Consider the following 15,965-nt stretch of genomic DNA (forward strand, 5'->3'; position numbering starts at 1 on the left):
ACCCGTTCCCGGAAAGACCGATTCAACGTCCGGCCGAATCCGCATTCGGAGCCCGGCCGAAGCCCCGGCACCACCTCACACATCCTTGCCCCCGGGGCGCGCCGCGCCTACCCCTAGCCTCCCCCTATGAACCCCATCACTCCTCCCTGACCTGGGGTTTCACGACCACTCCCCCGATCGGACCCCATCCGGAAGTCACCCCCTAGGGGCACGGGGAATAGGGGTACCGTTCCGGAAAAGGCGCGCCGTAACGTCGACGGGAAACAATCCGACAGCTGCCCGCATCATCGATCCGAGAGGAATCAGAAATGGATTCTCTGACCGAGGCCGTTCTCCGTGGAGCCTCACCGGAGGAGTTGGAGCGCGCCCCCGTTCCCACGGAATTCACGGCCGCCCACATCCGGCAGGAGGACGTCGGCATCTTCGACGGTGTGGCCGACAAGGACGTGCGCCGTTCGCTGAGGGTGGCCCGGGTACCGATGCCCGAACTCGCACCCGACGAGGTGCTGGTGGCGGTCATGGCCAGCTCCATCAACTACAACACCGTCTGGTCGGCGACCTTCTCACCCGTCTCCACGTTCAACGCGCTCAAGCGGTACGCCCGCAGCGGCGGTTACAACGCACGCCACGACCAGCCCTTCCAGGTCGTCGGCTCGGACGCGGCCGGCGTGATCGTGCGCACCGGGGCCGGGGTCCGGCGCTGGAAGGTGGGCGACCACGTGGCCGTCAACGCGGCGGTGGTGGACGAGCAGGACCCGGTCACGCACTCCGACGGCATGCTCGGCGCCGACCAGAAGGCCTGGGGTTACGAGACCAACTTCGGCGGCCTCGCGCACTACACCGTCGTGCGGGCCAGCCAGTTGCTGCCCAAGCCGGCCCATCTGACCTGGGAGGAGGCCGCCTGCGTGCCGCTCTGCGGCGGGACCGCGTACCGCATGCTGGTCAGCGACCGGGGTGCCCGCATCAAGCAGGGCGACATCGTGCTGATCTGGGGCGCGACCGGCGGTCTCGGCGCGTTCGCCGTCCAGCTGGTCAAGAACGGCGGCGGCATACCCGTCGGAGTCGTCAACTCCGAGGCCAAGGCCAAGCAGCTGCAGAAGCTCGGCTGCGACGTGGTGATCAACCGCGAGGAGATCGGCATCGGCGGCGAGCCGGCGGCCGGAGCCGGGACGGTGGAGCTGGCCAAGCGGCTCGGCCGGGCCATCCGGGCGGAGCTCGGCGAGGACCCGCACGTCGTGTTCGACCACGTCGGCCGGGCCACGTTCGGCATCTCGGTCATCGTCGCGCGGCGCGGCGGCACGGTCGTCACCTGTGGTTCGAGCACCGGTTACGACCACAGCTTCGACAACCGCTACTTCTGGATGAACCTCAAGCGCATCGTGGGCAGTCACGGGATGAACCTCCACGAAGCGGCGGAGATGATGCGGCTGCTCAAGCTGGGCAGCGTCTCACCGGTCCTCTCCGAGGTGTATCCGCTGGCGGAGGTCGGCGAGGCGGCCCGCCTGGTGCAGACGAACAGCCACACCGGCAAGGTCGGCGTCCTCGCGCTCGCCCCCGAGGCGGGCCTCGGTGTCACCGACCCCCGACTGCGCGCCCGGATCGGCGAGGAGCGGCTCGGCCCCCTGCGTTCCGGCCTTCTCCAGCAGCCCGCACTCGCCCGGTGAGCGCACCTCCCGCAGTACGTACCGCACCGGCCGCCACCGTCATGCGTGCTCAGCGCCGAGCCCGCACCGCACCACCCGGCACCGCCATGAGTGCTGCCCCGAGCCGAACGCACCGGCGCGCGACGCCGCAGCGACGAGAGGCCTGACACCCCATGACCGCCACCGCCTCCCCCTCCACCCTCGCCCCCTCCCGGCGTTCTGCCGCCCCGCACGCCACGACGGACGAGTTGCCGAGTCTCCCCGAGGTGCTGCGCCTGCGCGCCCGGACCCGGCCCGACGACCTCGCGTACGTCTTCCTCCGTAACGGCGAGATCCCCGATCAGACCTTGACCTACCGTCAACTCGACGCGGCCGCACGCTCCCGGGCGGCGACGCTCGTCGCGGCCGGACTGCGCGGCAGTGCCGTCGTCCTGCTCTACCCGTCCGGCCTGGAGTTCGTCTCCACGCTCCTCGCCTGCATGTATGCCGGTGTGGCGGGCGCCCCCGTCCAGGTCCCGACCCGGCAGCGCGGCCTGGAGCGGCTGCGGCGCATCGCCGACGACGCGGGCACGACCACCGTGCTCACCACGGCTGCGGTCAAGAGCGATCTGGAGCAACGCTACGACGGGGCACCGGAGTTGGCGGGGCTCACGTTCATCGCCTCCGACGCCGTCGATGCGGCCGGTCCGTCCGCCGCACCGGAGGACGGACCGGCGGACGGACCGGAGGCCGTGGAGTGGTCCGGGCCGCAGGCCGGTCCGGACGAAACCGCTCTGCTCCAGTACACGTCAGGCTCCACCGGCGACCCGAAGGGCGTCCGCGTCACCCACGCGAACTTCCGCAGCAACGTCGCCGAGACGGACCAGCTGTGGCCCTGCCGCCCGGACAGCGCTGTCGTCAACTGGCTGCCGCTCTTCCACGACATGGGGATGCTGTTCGGGGTCGTCCTTCCGCTGTGGGCGGGGATTCCGGCCTATCTGATGGCCCCCGAGGCGTTCATCCGGCGGCCCTCGCGCTGGCTGGAGGCGATCTCCCGGTTCCGGGGAAGCCACACCGCCGCGCCCAGCTTCGCGTACGAACTCTGTGTACGGGACGCGGCCGAGAACGGCCTGTCCGAAGGGCTGGACCTGTCCTCGCTCCGGGTGGCCGCCAACGGGGCCGAGCCCGTGCGGTGGGACACGGTGCGCGCCTTCACCGAGGCGTTCGCCCCGGCCGGTTTCCGGCCGAGCGCGATGTGCCCCGGCTACGGCCTGGCGGAGAACACCCTGAAGGCCACCGGCAGCCGGGAGGACCGGGAACCCACGCTCCTCGTCCTGTCGGCCCAGGCGCTGCGCGAGGGCCGCGCCCAGCCGGCCACCGAGGAGGCGGCGCCCGGGGCGTCCGGCGCGGACGCGCCGCCCTCCTCCGCGCGCACGGTGTACGCGGTGGGCAGCGGCACCACGGTCGGCGCCACCTCGGTCCGGATCGCGGACCCGGAGAGGCTGAGCGCTCTGCCGGACGGGTCGGTCGGCGAGATATGGGTCAACGGTCCCTGTGTGGCCGACGGTTACCACGGGCGGCCCGAGGAGAGTCTGCGTACCTTCGGGGCGCGGCTGGTGGGCGAGGAGGAGCTGGGCACCTGGCTGCGGACCGGCGACCTCGGTTTCGTCCACGACGGTGAGCTGTTCGTGACCGGCCGGCTGAAGGACGTGATCATCCGCAAGGGCCGCAACTACTATCCGCAGGACATCGAGGTGTCTGCGGAGAGCGCCGATCCGGCGCTCCAGCCGAACTGCGCGGCGGCGTTCTCCGTGGACGACGGTGCGGCGGAGCGGCTGGTGCTGGTGGTCGAGGCGGACGGGCGGGCCCAGCGCGACGGGGGCGCGGAAGGACTGCGCACCCGGGTCCGGGCCGCCGTGCTCGACCGGCAGCGGCTGGAGGCGGACGAGATCCTGCTGGTCCGCCGCGGGTCGCTGCCGAAGACGTCGAGCGGGAAGGTACAGCGCCGCGAGACCCGACGTCGTTATCTGGACGGCGAGTTCGGGACGCGTACGGTCCCGTCGTCCGTCCCGGAGGCATGATGAGCACCGGAGAGCTGCGGGCGGCGGCCGCCGCCGGCGGAAGGCTGCGGGCGGCGGCCGCCGTCCCGGGCTCCAGGGTCCTCGGGGTCGGCGCCCACCGGCCCGCCCGGGTGGTGGGCAACGCCGAGATCGCGGGGCCGATCGATTCGAGCGACGAGTGGATCAGGCGCAGGTCGGGCATCGCCGCCCGGCGGTTCGCCGCTCCGGACGAGACGGTCGTCGGCATGGCGGCGGCCGCCTCGGTGAAGGCTCTGGCCCAGGCGGGCGTCGCGCCGTCGAGCGTCGACACGGTCCTGCTGGCCTCGATGTCCCACCGCGAGCAGTCGCCGCCTGCCGCTCCCCGGGTCGCCCATCTGATGGGCGCGGCGTCGGCGGGCGCCATGGACGTGGGGGCGGCGTGTGCGGGGTTCTGCCACGCGCTCGCGGCGGCCGACTCGCTGATCAGGTCCGGCAGCAGCAGGTACGTCGTGGTGGTGGGTTCGGAGCGGATGTCCGACATCGTCGACCCGACGGACCGCGGCACGGCCTTCCTCTTCGGGGACGGCGCCGGCGCGGTCGTCGTCGGCCCGGCCGCCGAGCCCGGGATCGGGCCGGTGGTCTGGGGTTCCGAAGGCGGCCGCCAGGAGGCCATCGCCCACACCTCGCCGTGGCCGGCGGTCGGTACGCCGGCGGCTGCCGTACCGCCGACGCTGCGGATGGACGGTCCCGCCGTCTTCCGGTGGGCGGTCGCGACCGTACCGAGAACGGCGCGGGCCGCGCTCGACGCGGCCGGTCTCACCGCGGGCGACCTGGCCGCGTTCGTACCGCACCAGGCGAACCTGCGGATCATCGACGGGGCGGCCGCCGCGCTGCGGCTGCCGCCCCATGTGGTGGTCGCCCGGGACATCGTGCACGCGGGCAACACCTCCGCGGCGTCCATTCCGCTCGCCATGGAGGCGTTGCTCGCCCGGGGCGCGGTGCCCCGGGGCGGGCTGGCGCTGCTGGTGGGCTTCGGCGCCGGACTGGCGCACGCGGCCCAGGTGGTGGCGCTTCCGTGAGGGAGGAGGTCAGGAGAGCCAGGGGGTGGTGAACGCCTGGACGGCGGAGCCGTCGACATCGGCCAGTTTGATTCCGGCGAGGTCCCTGGCGAGGCCGGAGGTCTGCACCCGGAACGCGGGCCGCTCCGCGGTGAGTACGTCCACCACGGAGGCCGCCGCTTCGGCCGAGCTCTGCGCCTGGTCGAAGAGGCCCTCCGTGGCACCGAAGTACGCCTTGAAGGCGGCCTCGTACGGGCCTGCGGCCTCGATGAGGCCGGGCACGGACGGCCCCAGGGAGGCGACGAATTCGCTGGCCACCGGGCCGGGTTCGACGACGTTCACCTGCACGCCGGTGCTCGCGGCGACCGGCGCGAGCGACTCCAGAAAGCCTTCGACGGCGAACTTCGCGGCGCAGTAGGCCTCGTTGAAGGGCTGGCCGATCACTCCCCCGAGGCTGCTGACGGCGATGACCTTGCCGCCGCTCTCGCGCAGATGCGGCAGGGCGGCGAGCGTCACCTCGACGACACCGAAGAAGTTCGTCTCCATGACGGAGCGGAACGGCGCGACGCCGAGCTGCTCGACGGTGCCGAGCTGCCCCACCCCGGCGTTGTTGATCACGGCGTCGAGCCGCCCGTACGCGGCGACCGCCCCGGCGACGGCTTCCGCGACGGACGCCGGGTCCGTCACGTCGAGGCGCGCGACACGGACCCGCTCGGCGACGCCGGCCGCCTCCACGGCGGCGCGCAGGGCGTCGGCCCTGCCGGTGTCGCGGAGGGTCGCGACGACGTTCCAGCCGGCGGTGGCCGCGGCGACCGCGGTGGCCAGGCCGATGCCGGAGGACGTGCCGGTGATGAGGACGGTACGGCGGTCGGTCATGGGACCTCCTGCGAAGTGCGCGTTCGCACGCGCCGGTTCGTGGGCGCGCGGTCGCTCTGCGGGTGCGGGACGGCTCCGCCCCGCGCCGGAACGTCGGGTCCGGGTGTGCGGGGCGGGCGGCTCCTGGGGATGCGGTCCACCGTGTCACCGCCGCCCGACAGGGGCCAACCCCTATCTTCCGGCCCCCTAAACTCCGGCCGTGGATCGTGCTCTTCGTGGCGGGCCTCTGCGCTGAAGTCCTGGCCGTGAAGCCGTACTCCCTCGCAGTCCCGCCCCCGCCCGCCTGCCAGCGGGCGGCCCCACCGGATCTCCACTCCCTCCGGGCGTTCCTCGAAAGAGCCTAAGGAGCGGTGCCCGCCGGTCACGGAAGCGTACGGGCTACCGCCCGGGCGCCCCGATCCGTTTTCCGGAGCAGGCGGACACGTGGAAGGACTTGTCCCGCGTCCCCGGGTCTGGTTGGGTACCGCGCACCCCACGCGACGGACGCGGCGGGCGTGACGAAAGCGGGCGGCGTGCGACCGACGGTGCGGCAGGACAGGACCGGGCCCTTGCCGGAGGCGCTCCGGCAGGCGATACGGGAGACCGCCGGTGACATCGCCGCCCTGCTGCGCGGCGCGCCCGGCACCACGGCCGCCGTACCCGGTTCCGAGTGGACGGTCGGCGAAGCGGCGGCCCATCTGGCGCTGGCCAACGAGCTGATGGCGGACCTGGCGGCCGGTCGCGAACGCCCGTACGGAGACGGTACGCCGCAGAGCCTGGCCCCGGCCAACGCGCGGGCCCTCGCCGCCTTCGGGGAACGCGGCGCGGAACCGCTGGCAGCGATGATCACGGAGCAGGCCGAGGCGTTCCTGGCCGCCGTGGGCCGGACCGCGGCCAGGAACGCCTCGGCCGACGAAGACGAAGACGAAGACCCGACGCTGGTCACACCGCTGGGCCCCATGAACCGGGCGGTGCTCGGGTCGTATCTGCTGACGCACATGCTGGGCCACGGCTACGACCTCGCGCGCGCACTGCGCCGCCCGCACATGCTCGACGGAGCCCGCGTGGGCCTGTGCATGCCGTTCATGCTCGCCGTCATGCCACGGGTCGCCGACCCGGCCGCCACCGCCCGCTTCTCGGCCCGGTACTCCGTACGGCTGCGCGGCGGTGGGCCTGCGTTCGGGGTCGTCCTGGCCGACGGCGCGGTGACCGTCACGGCGGGGCCACCGGAACGGACCGACTGCACCCTCCTCATCGACCCCGTCGCCTTCCTGCTCATCGCGCTGGGGCGGCGCGATCCGTGGCGGGCCATGGCCCTGGGCCAGGTGTTCGCCCGGGGGCGCAAGCCGTGGCTCGGGCCCCGTTTCCCGGCCCTGTTCACCGCGCCGTGAACCGGGCGGGGCGGATCGGCCCCCGGCCCGGATGAGGCACCCCGCGAAGGGGGATCGAGGCGCCGGACGCGACGGGCGGCCGTTGCACGGGTTGCGCGGCGCCGACTCGACCGACTTGGTTTCACAGCAGGCAAGTTGCTGTCAGGGAAGGCGCTTTCGGACCGAGGCCATGCGGCGATCGACTCACGGACCGGACCAGGCTCCAGGTAGCCGGTCAGATGGTCCAGACGGGCCGTCAGGTTCTTGTGCCGTCGCAGTTCACGGATCTGCCCGACGGGAAGCTCACGCCGGCCGTCGGCGAGGCCGGCGGCCCGAGCGGGCGTGAGGGTCAGTGCGTGGAGCGTGCCGGACGCCAGCGCCTTCGGACTCCAGTCGGGGTCGGTGTCGTCGGGTCCCAGCCGGTCGATCACGCACATCCGGAGCATGAAGTCCTGTTGAGCCACACGCACCGAGGACACCTCGGCATCGTCGAGCAAGCGCCGGTTCGCCAGAAGCGACAGCTTCGCCCATCGGCGACGCGCTTCCTGGGGGTGGCCGGAGTTGTAGGCCTGTTCCTGCGCGGCGACGCGTGCTGTGCCGGCCGTGGGCGGCCTGGACGAATGCCCGCAACTGGTCGGGAGTCCACGTGCTCATGTCGCGGCCCGGCTCCTCCCGGCATGCGTCCCGATGTGCCTCGCCGTTCGATCCTCCCCCTCCGGCCGTCGGCATGCGGAGGCTGGCAGCGGCCTTCCGGGACCGGCTGCCGACGTGCCGGGCGAGCCTGCCCCCGGCGGCGCCGAGGCCCTCACCCCCCTTCGACGGTGCGGTCGTCCCGCTCCGTGACCCGGTGACGGCGGCGCGGTCAGCCCCGCAGCCGGAGGAGGTGGACGGCGGTCAGCCGGACGGCATGGTCCTCGTCGTGCGAGAGCTCCACGAGAGCGCGTGACGCCGTCGGCCCCGGGATGCCTGCCAGCGCTTGGGTCAGCCGTCCGCGTGCGGGTGCGCCGGTGGTGTCATGGGCGAGGCGGTCGACGAGTCCGGTCGCGATCCGGTCGGCGGTCGCGGTGTCGCTCGCCAGTTCGCTCAACGCGTCGGCCGCGTCGATGTCGTTGCCGCCCCCCACGATCATGTCGAGGAGCGTCGGGATGGCTTCGGCCTCTCCGCGCGTGCCGAGCGCCGGAGCCGCGTACCGGCGCACCACCTCGTCGGGGTGTGCGAGGGCCTCCCGCAGGTGGGCGGTCGCCTCGTCGCCGGGCATCTCGGCGAGGGACTGCACGGCACGCTTCCGCACCGTCGCCGCCGGTGAGCCGAGGCCCTTCGCCAGGAGTGCCGTGCCACCCGCGCCCGACTTGGCCAGCGCCCAGCGCAGGGCGCCGGCGACGTTCGGGTCCGTCTCGCCGAGTACCGCCTCGACCAGCGCCTCCACCGGCACCGGCGCCCGGTCGGCCGAGGAGAGTGCGGCGCGCTGGCGGGCGTCGGCGCTCTGCGACCCCAGCGCCTGGAGGAGCGCGACGATGTGGAGGACGCCCTCCCAGTCGGCGGGGTCCGCGGCGTCGATCCGCCGCAGCCGGGTGAGCAGTTCGGTCTCGGCGGCGATGCGCTCGCCCGTCCGGCGGACGAGGTCGTCCACGAGCGCGGAGGGCGTGAACCCGGGATCGTCGAGCGCGCGCCCGATCTCCCGCAGCGACAGCCCCAGCGACCTCAGGCTCTCGATGTGGAAGATCCGCCGGATGTCCCGAGCGGAGTACTCCCGGTAGCCGGAGCCCGTACGGCCCGAAGGCCGTACCAGACCGAGCGATTCGTAATGCCGGAGCATGCGGGAACTGACGCCGGACCTTGTCGACACCTCACCGATCAGCACGGTTCTCATCGTCCGCCCCGGGGGCTCCGGTGAGGGCCACGACGCGCTTGGCCTCCTCGATCGCGGTCTCGAATCCGGCGTCCGGGTCGCGCAACAGGGCTTCGGTGGCGAGCGCGTGGGCGCATACGCGTGGGTCGGGGGCCGTCGTCGCGGTGAGCAGAGCGGGCTCGATCGCCTCGCCGAGGGCGACCAGCGCCTGGCTGAGGCTCAGCTGTGTCCGTCGCTCACCGCGTCCGAGCTGCGTCACCAGCACCGCCGCCAGGGACGGCTGTTCGCCTTCCGGTACGAGCACGACCGCCGCCCGCCAGGCGCTTCGCGCCACCTCGTCGTCGGCGTCCGACAGCAGGGCCGGTGTGATCGCCGGCCACGCCCGCCGGTCCCCGGTCTTGGACAGCGTGTGCAGCGCCTGGCTGCGTGCCTGCGCCCGCTCGGAGCGGACTTCCCGGAGCAGCCCGGGGAGTGTCAGGTCCACCGGGTGGCGGACGAGGGCCCAGGTCAGCATGTCGCGGACGAAGAACTCGGGTTCGACCGCGCAGCGCTCGACGAGCTTGCCGACGAAGCGCGGGTCGGGCGTCGTGCCGACCGCAAGGGCGGCGCGCAGTCGTACGGTCGGACTGCTGTCCTCCAGCGCCCGGAGTGCTCGTGCCGCATCCGTGGCCGGTGGTGTCGTGGTCATCGGGACCACCTCCTCGGACAGCAGTGAAGACCTTGTCACCGTGTCAAGGTCAAGCCGCTTCGGACGCCCGGTCCCGAGCCGCCCGGACGCTCGGCGGGGGACGTCCCCGGTCCCTCGCGCCACCTCCGCCGTGCCCCTTGCGCTCACACGGCCTTTCCGGGATTCAGGATTCCGTGCGGGTCGAAGGCGGCCTTGACGCGCCGTTGAAGTGCGTGGTTCTCGGCGCCCAGCTCCTCGGCGATCCACTGGCGTTTGAGGATGCCTACCCCGTGTTCGCCGGTGAGTGTGCCGCCGAGCCGCAGGGCGAGGGCGAAGATGTCGCCCGCCGCTTCCCACGCCGCCTCGGGGAGTTCGGACAGGGCCGCGTCGACCACGACGATGGGGTGCAGGTTGCCGTCCGCCGCGTGGGCGAGGGTGAAGACGGGCACCCCGCGCCGGTCGGAGATCTCCGCGATGCCCCGTACCGCCTCGGCGAGACGGGAACGGGGGACGGCGATGTCCTCGATCAGTGGACGTCCGAGGCGTTCGAGGGAGGGCAGGGCGAGCCGGCGGGCGGCGAGGAGGGCATCGGCCCCGGCGTCGTCGGCGGCGACGGTGAGCGAGGCGGCGCGCTTCTCCAGGACGGCCACGACGCGCTCGGCCTCGGCCCGCGCCCCGGCTCCGTCGCACTGGACGACGAGCAGGGCGGCGCCCCGTACTCGCAGCGAGGTGCCCTGGGCCGCGTCGATCGCGCCGAGCACCGGGCCGTCCAGCAGTTCGGCCATCGCGGGCTCGATTCCGGCCGCCGTGATCGCGGTCGCCGCGTCGGCGGCGTCGGCGAAGGTGTCGAACCAGGCCGCCAGGGTGGCGGTGGCGACGGGTACCGGACGCAGCCGGACGGTGGCTCCGGTGATGACGGCGAGCGTGCCCTCGGATCCGGTCAGCAGAGCCGTCAGGTCGTATCCGGCGACCCCTTTCACGGTGCGCCTGCCGGTCCGTACGACGGTTCCGTCCGCGAGTACGGCTTCCAGGCCCAGCACGCTGTCCCGGGTGACCCCGTACTTGGCGCAGCGCAGTCCGCCGGCGTTGGTGGCGATGTTCCCGCCGATCGTGGAGAGGGCGGCGCTCGCCGGGTCGGGGGCGTAGCGCAGTCCGTGGGCGGCGGCGGCCCGGTCGAGGTCGGCGGTGACGACGCCCGGTTCCACGACGGCGAGTTGGTCGTCCGGGGAGAGTTCGACGATCCGGTTCATCCGGGACAGGTCGAGTACCAGGCTGCCCTCGCCGGCCGTCGCTCCTCCGGAGAGCCCGGTACCCGCTCCGCGCGGCACGACCGGGACCCGCAGGACGTCCGCGTGGCGCAGCACGGTGGCCACGTCGTCGGTGCGCAGGGCGTGCACGACGGCGAGCGGTTCGCCGCCGGCGGGGGCGCCCGAGCGGTCCGTGGCGTACGGGGCGGTGCGGAGCGGGTCGGTGGTGAGCCGGTCGGGGGGCAGGTCCCGGGCGAGCAGGCCGAGTAACCGGGCTCCCGCCGAAGCCTGTTCGACGGACTGGGCGGCCGTGTTCACGGTCCGGCCGTGGTGTGCGACATGCGGCCAGGATGGCGGAACCCGCCGCGTACGTTCAACAAGGAGGAACGATCACAAGTGATCGTGAACGCTTATTGGTTGATGCTAACGTGCGCACATGGGACCAGTGTTCGACATTGTCGCTCTGCGCAGTCTCGTCGCCGTCGCGGACCGGGGCGGATTCCACCGGGCGGCGGAGGCCCTGACCCTCAGCCAGTCGGCGGTGAGTCAGCATGTCCGCCGCCTGGAGCGGGCGTTGGGCAGGCCTGTGGTCGAACGCGCGGGCCGGGCGACCCGGTTCACCGACGCCGGCAATCTCCTCCTCGAGGAGGCGCGCCGGATACTCGGCGTGCACGACGAGGCCGCCCGCAGGCTGCTCGGCTCCGAGCCCGCCACCATCGTCATCGGTTCCACCGAGCACGGGGCCGACCAGATCCTCCCCAGGATCACCGAGGCGGTGCACGGGACGCTCCCGCACTGCCGGGTCCGGTTCCGCATCGATCGCTCCGCCCGGCTGGTGGAGGCCGTCGACCGCAGGTCGGTGGACCTGGCGGTGTACGTGACCGAGGCGGCGTCCACCGAGGGCATGCAGGTCGGCGGCATGCCCCTGACCTGGTACGCCGCGCCGGGCTGGACGCCGCCACCGGCCCCGGCACCCCTCCCCCTGGTGGCGGTCGCGGCACCGTGCGCGATCCGCCGCAGGGCGCTCGACGTACTGTCCACGCACGGCGTCGCCGCCTCGGTCGTCTGCGACGCCGGCTATCTGGCCGGGGTGCTGGACGCCGCACGCGCCGGGCTCGGGGTGGCCCTGCTGGCGACAGCGGGCCGGGCCCCGGAGGGCCTGGCCGAGTACACGGGCCTCCCGCAGGCCCCCGCGATCCGGATGAGCGCGCACGCCCGGCCGGGCGCGGACCCCGCGATGGTCATGCACGCGGTGGAGGCCGTCCGGTCGCTGCTGGTCGGGCTGGAGCGGCCCGGCGCGGGCACGCCGGAGCCACCGCACCCGGCCCCGGAGACCGTCGTCGCCGGCTCGGGACCACCGGTCACAGCGGCCCGGTGAGCCGTATCGGCCCCTGATCAATCCGGCTCTGCGCGATGTCTTGACGTGACCCCGACAGGATGGCTTCATGGGAGCGCTCCCATTTGTGGGAGCGCTCCCATATCGCCCGATGCTCGACGCGTCCACCCTCTGGAGCCGCAGTGAGAACAGCGAGAAGCACGGCACGCACCCACCCCACCACCCTCCTCAGGAGAGCGCTGACCGCCCTCCTCGGGATCATCCTCGTCGGCGCCCTGGCCCCGGCGACGGCCCTGGCGCAGACCCGGTCGGCGGAGGCCGCCACCGGGCTCCACATCAGCAACGGGCGCCTCCTGGAAGGCAACGGCAACGACTTCGTGATGCGCGGGGTCAACCACGCGCACACCTGGTACCCGGGCGAGACCCAGTCGTTGGCGGACATCAAGGCGACCGGCGCCAACACGGTCCGCGTCGTGCTCTCCGACGGTTACCGGTGGACGAAGAACAGCCCCACCGAGGTCGCCGGGATCGTCGCCCAGTGCAAGGCCAACCGGCTCATCTGCGTACTGGAGGTGCACGACACCACCGGTTACGGCGAGGACTCCGCGGCGGGCACCCTCGACCACGCGGCCGACTACTGGATCAGCCTGAAGGACGTGCTGGCCGGTGAAGAGAGCTACATCATCATCAACATCGGCAACGAGCCCTGGGGCAACACCAACCCCGCCGGGTGGACCGCGCCGACCATCAGCGCCGTCCAGAAGCTGAGGAACGCCGGCTTCCAGCACACGATCATGGTGGACGCCCCCAACTGGGGCCAGGACTGGCAGGGCGTCATGCGCGCCAACGCCCAGTCGGTGTACAACGCCGACACCACCGGCAACCTGATCTTCTCGATCCACATGTACAGCGTCTACAACACCGCACAGGCCGTCACCGACTACCTGCACGCCTTCGTGGACGCCGGACTGCCCATCCTCATCGGTGAGTTCGGAGGACCGGCGGACCAGTACGGCGACCCGGACGAGGACACCATGATGGCCACCGCCCAGCAGCTGAAGCTCGGTTACCTGGCCTGGTCCTGGAGCGGCAACACGGACCCGATCCTGGACCTGGTCATCGACTTCGACCCGACCCGGCTCAGCTCCTGGGGCGAGCGCATCTTCCACGGCGTCAACGGCATCGCGCAGACGTCGAAGGAGGCGACCGTCTTCGGCGGGGCGACGGCCGACACCCAGGCCCCGACCACTCCCGGCACCCCGACCGCCTCGGCCGTGACGTCCTCATCCGCCACCCTCGGCTGGGCCGCCTCGACGGACAACGTCGGCGTGAAGAGCTACGACATCGTGCGCGTCAGCGGCACCACGGAGACGGCGGTAGCCTCCTCCACCACGACCAGTGTGACGGTCAACTCCCTTACCGCCGGAACCGCTTACTCCTTCGCGGTGTACGCGCGCGACGCGGCCGGAAACCGTTCGGCCCGCTCGGCCGCGGTGAGCCTCACCACCGCCACCGGCGGCGGCTCCTCCGGGGCCGCGTGCTCCGTCGCGTACCGCGTGGTCGGCGACTGGCAGAGCGGATTCCAGGGCGAGATCACCCTCCGCAACACCGGAACGGCCGCCATCAACGCCTGGAAGCTCGGCTTCTCCTTCGCCAACGGCCAGACCGTCAGCAGCATGTGGGGCGGAACGGCCACCCAGAGCGGAAGCGCGGTGAGCGTGGCCCCGGCCTCGTACACCTCCGCCATCGCCGCCGGGTCCTCGGTCACCCTCGGCTTCCTCGGCACCCGCGGTGCCACGAACGCCGCACCGACCGCCTTCGACCTCAGCGGCACGGCCTGCACCGTCGTCTGACCGGTCCGGAGCGGCCGGGCCGGACCGGCCGCTCGGTCCGACCGGTCCGACCCGATGCCCGGCAGGGGTGCCCGCCCCTGCCGGGCATCGGCATGTGCGGGAGTCCCCCGCCCGTCCACGATGTGGACCGCCCATTGCCCCCGGCGGTGCGGACTGTCAGGGTCCATGACCATGACAACCCTCGGGGAACTCGGGTACACGCCCGCCCTGCTCGTGGCCCGTCGCCACGTGGACCAGTGCAGGCAGTCCAGCGCGCTCTGTCGCTGACCCCACCGGTCCGGCCGCGGCGGGACCTTCCGCCGTCCCGCGGCGCGACCCCCGCCCCAGGGCTCTCCTCCCCGTCGGCCCGCCGCGCAGCGGCTCCCGGCCCGTCGGCCCCCTGGAAGTGACGACCACCGCACCGCTCCGTCGCATCCGGCTCCGCGGGCCGACGGGCGCCGCTTCCCTGGACAACTGACCCCCGGTCACCCCTCCGGTCACCCTCCGCCGGCCACCCGCGGATGCCGGCTGTCCTCAGCCGCCCTCCGCCGGAGCCGGCCGCCCCCTGCCGTCCTCTCCCGAATGGACTCCCCCGTGCCCCGTCCGTCCCTGTTCCCCCGTGCCGCCGTGCTGGGTGCCGCCGGCCTCTTCACCCTGGCGGCCGCGTTCCCGGCCCAGGCCGCGACGGCATCCGGCCCGTTGCCGCCGCACAACCCGTACAGCGGCCCCCAGGGCACCGCGACCATGCACGGCGACACCGGCTCGTCCGACGCCACTCCGCTCCCGGGTCCGGGTGCCGGTTCGCTGACCTCGAAGCGGGTCGCCCTCCAGTCCGCCTGCCCCACGATCCTGGTCGGGTCGGACGGCTACCCGGTCGCCCTGTGCACGCCGATCTTCGGCCAGGTGCCCACCGTGCACCTGCTCGACCCCGCTTCCGGCGAGTCGCTGACGACGCTCACCATCGCCAAGGGCTCACTGCTGGGCGGGGTGTACGCCTACCTCGACGACCAGGACCGGCTCGTCGCGGTCGACGGCAACCGCACCCTGCTCCGCATCGGCCACCGCCGTAACGCTTCGGGCAACTGGGAGCTCTACGTGGCGAGTTCACTCTCGCTGGCCGGGGCCGTCCCGGCGGGCGACGCCGTCACCGGGGTCTCGCCGGACTGGAAGGGCCGGGTCTGGTTCGCCACCGGCGGCGGTGTGGTCGGTACTGCGGACGACCGCACCGGCACCGTCCGCTCGCTGGCCCTGCCCGCCGGGGAGCGCGTCGACAACTCGATCTCGACGGCGCCGGAGGGCACATCGGTCGCCACCAGCCACGCCACGTACCTGCTGAACGCCGCCGCGGACGGCACGCCCACCATCACCTGGCGGCAGCCCTACGATCGCGGGCCGGCCCGCAAGCCCGGCCAGCTGAGCTGGGGCACCGGTTCGACCCCGACGTTCTTCGGCCCGAACACCGGCACCGACTACGTCACCATCGTGGACAACGCCTCGCCCACCGAGAACCTCCTCGTGTACCGGACCGACAGCGGCGCCCAGGTCTGCTCGGTCCCGGTGCTCAAGTCCGGCAGTGGCAGCGAGAACTCCCCCGTGGCGGTGGGCAATTCGGTCTTCGTCGCCAGCACCTACGGCTACCCCTACCCGGCGCTGCCGGAGAACGCCGGCACCAGCGTCCCCGCCTCCGCCGACTTCACCGGCGGCTTCAGCCGGGTCGACGTGCGGGCGGACGGTTCCGGCTGCGACCTGAAGTGGGACACCGGCATCCGCTCCTCGGCCGTGCCCCGGCTCTCCACGGCCGACGGTCTGCTCCACACCATCGTCCGCAGCCCGCTCATCCCCGGCACCAACAGCACGTCCATCCTGGACAACTTCGCCTACGCGGAGATCGACCCGGCGACCGGCAGGACGGTCCGCACCAAGTCCGTCGGCACCGGTTCGCTCTTCGACTCCCTCCAGATGGTGGGCTCGATCGCCCCGGGCGGTGTGGTCTACCAGGGGACCGTCACCGGCGTGGTCCGCATCACCAACGGCTGACCGGCCGGAGGGCCGGGAAGCGGCGCCCGCCCGCTCCCCGGCCCTCCGCCGTG

At 73.0% G+C, this 15,965-nt stretch carries 12 protein-coding genes; 8 read left to right on the forward strand and 4 right to left on the reverse strand.

Annotation, left to right across the window (positions count from 1 at the left end):
* Positions 1–308: 308 nt before the first annotated feature.
* The 3 genes from ccrA to ACWCSV_RS04030 all read left to right on the forward strand — a co-directional run bounded on the left by ccrA (position 309) and on the right by ACWCSV_RS04030 (position 4,740).
* Entirely contained in the window at positions 309–1,664 is a 1,356-nt protein-coding gene (gene ccrA / locus ACWCSV_RS04020) for a crotonyl-CoA carboxylase/reductase (protein ID WP_451138266.1), read from the forward strand.
* A 152-nt stretch (positions 1,665–1,816) separates the two neighbouring features.
* Positions 1,817–3,703 carry a fatty acyl-AMP ligase gene (locus ACWCSV_RS04025; RefSeq protein WP_451138267.1) on the forward strand — a complete coding sequence of 629 codons (1,887 nt, stop codon included), beginning with the start codon at positions 1,817–1,819 and terminating at the stop codon, positions 3,701–3,703.
* Entirely contained in the window at positions 3,703–4,740 is a 1,038-nt protein-coding gene (locus ACWCSV_RS04030) for a beta-ketoacyl-ACP synthase III (RefSeq protein WP_451138268.1), read from the forward strand. The genes ACWCSV_RS04025 and ACWCSV_RS04030 overlap by 1 nt, the downstream gene beginning before the upstream one ends.
* A gap of 9 nt (positions 4,741–4,749) precedes the next feature.
* Here the strand turns inward: ACWCSV_RS04030 and ACWCSV_RS04035 are convergent, their stop codons facing one another.
* Entirely contained in the window at positions 4,750–5,595 is an 846-nt protein-coding gene (locus ACWCSV_RS04035) for an SDR family NAD(P)-dependent oxidoreductase (protein ID WP_451138269.1), read from the reverse strand.
* 548 nt (positions 5,596–6,143) lie between these two features.
* Here ACWCSV_RS04035 and ACWCSV_RS04040 point away from each other — a divergent pair.
* Positions 6,144–6,965, forward strand: a complete 822-nt coding sequence (locus ACWCSV_RS04040) for a maleylpyruvate isomerase family mycothiol-dependent enzyme (protein WP_451138270.1) — start codon at positions 6,144–6,146, stop codon at positions 6,963–6,965.
* Positions 6,966–7,806: 841 nt separating this feature from the next.
* Here ACWCSV_RS04040 and ACWCSV_RS04045 read toward each other — a convergent pair.
* The 3 genes from ACWCSV_RS04045 to ACWCSV_RS04055 form a co-directional block, all read right to left on the reverse strand.
* On the reverse strand, positions 7,807–8,805 hold the full coding sequence (locus ACWCSV_RS04045; protein WP_451138271.1) for a HEAT repeat domain-containing protein: 999 nt from the start codon (positions 8,803–8,805) through the stop codon (positions 7,807–7,809).
* On the reverse strand, positions 8,792–9,481 hold the full coding sequence (locus ACWCSV_RS04050; protein WP_451138272.1) for a HEAT repeat domain-containing protein: 690 nt from the start codon (positions 9,479–9,481) through the stop codon (positions 8,792–8,794). Before ACWCSV_RS04050 ends, ACWCSV_RS04045 begins: the two co-directional genes overlap by 14 nt.
* Positions 9,482–9,624: 143 nt before the next feature.
* Complete coding sequence (locus tag ACWCSV_RS04055) at positions 9,625–11,025, reverse strand: FAD-binding oxidoreductase (protein WP_451138273.1); 1,401 nt, start codon at positions 11,023–11,025, stop codon at positions 9,625–9,627.
* Between the two features lie 118 nt (positions 11,026–11,143).
* Here ACWCSV_RS04055 and ACWCSV_RS04060 point away from each other — a divergent pair, with 118 nt between their 5' ends.
* The 4 genes from ACWCSV_RS04060 to ACWCSV_RS04075 all read left to right on the forward strand — a co-directional run bounded on the left by ACWCSV_RS04060 (position 11,144) and on the right by ACWCSV_RS04075 (position 15,912).
* Positions 11,144–12,085: a LysR family transcriptional regulator gene (locus ACWCSV_RS04060; RefSeq protein ID WP_451138274.1), complete on the forward strand. Its 942-nt coding sequence runs from the start codon at positions 11,144–11,146 to the stop codon at positions 12,083–12,085.
* Positions 12,086–12,225: 140 nt separating this feature from the next.
* Positions 12,226–13,896 carry a cellulase family glycosylhydrolase gene (locus ACWCSV_RS04065; protein ID WP_451138275.1) on the forward strand — a complete coding sequence of 557 codons (1,671 nt, stop codon included), beginning with the start codon at positions 12,226–12,228 and terminating at the stop codon, positions 13,894–13,896.
* Positions 13,897–14,061: 165 nt separating this feature from the next.
* The gene (locus tag ACWCSV_RS04070) at positions 14,062–14,163 is read left to right on the forward strand and encodes a putative leader peptide (protein ID WP_390964472.1); all 102 of its coding nucleotides are present in this window, start codon (positions 14,062–14,064) and stop codon (positions 14,161–14,163) included.
* 294 nt (positions 14,164–14,457) lie between these two features.
* The gene (locus tag ACWCSV_RS04075) at positions 14,458–15,912 is read left to right on the forward strand and encodes a hypothetical protein (protein ID WP_451138276.1); all 1,455 of its coding nucleotides are present in this window, start codon (positions 14,458–14,460) and stop codon (positions 15,910–15,912) included.
* The last annotated feature ends 53 nt before the right edge of the window (positions 15,913–15,965 follow it).

This window comes from Streptomyces sp. NPDC001770 (assembly GCF_053596135.1).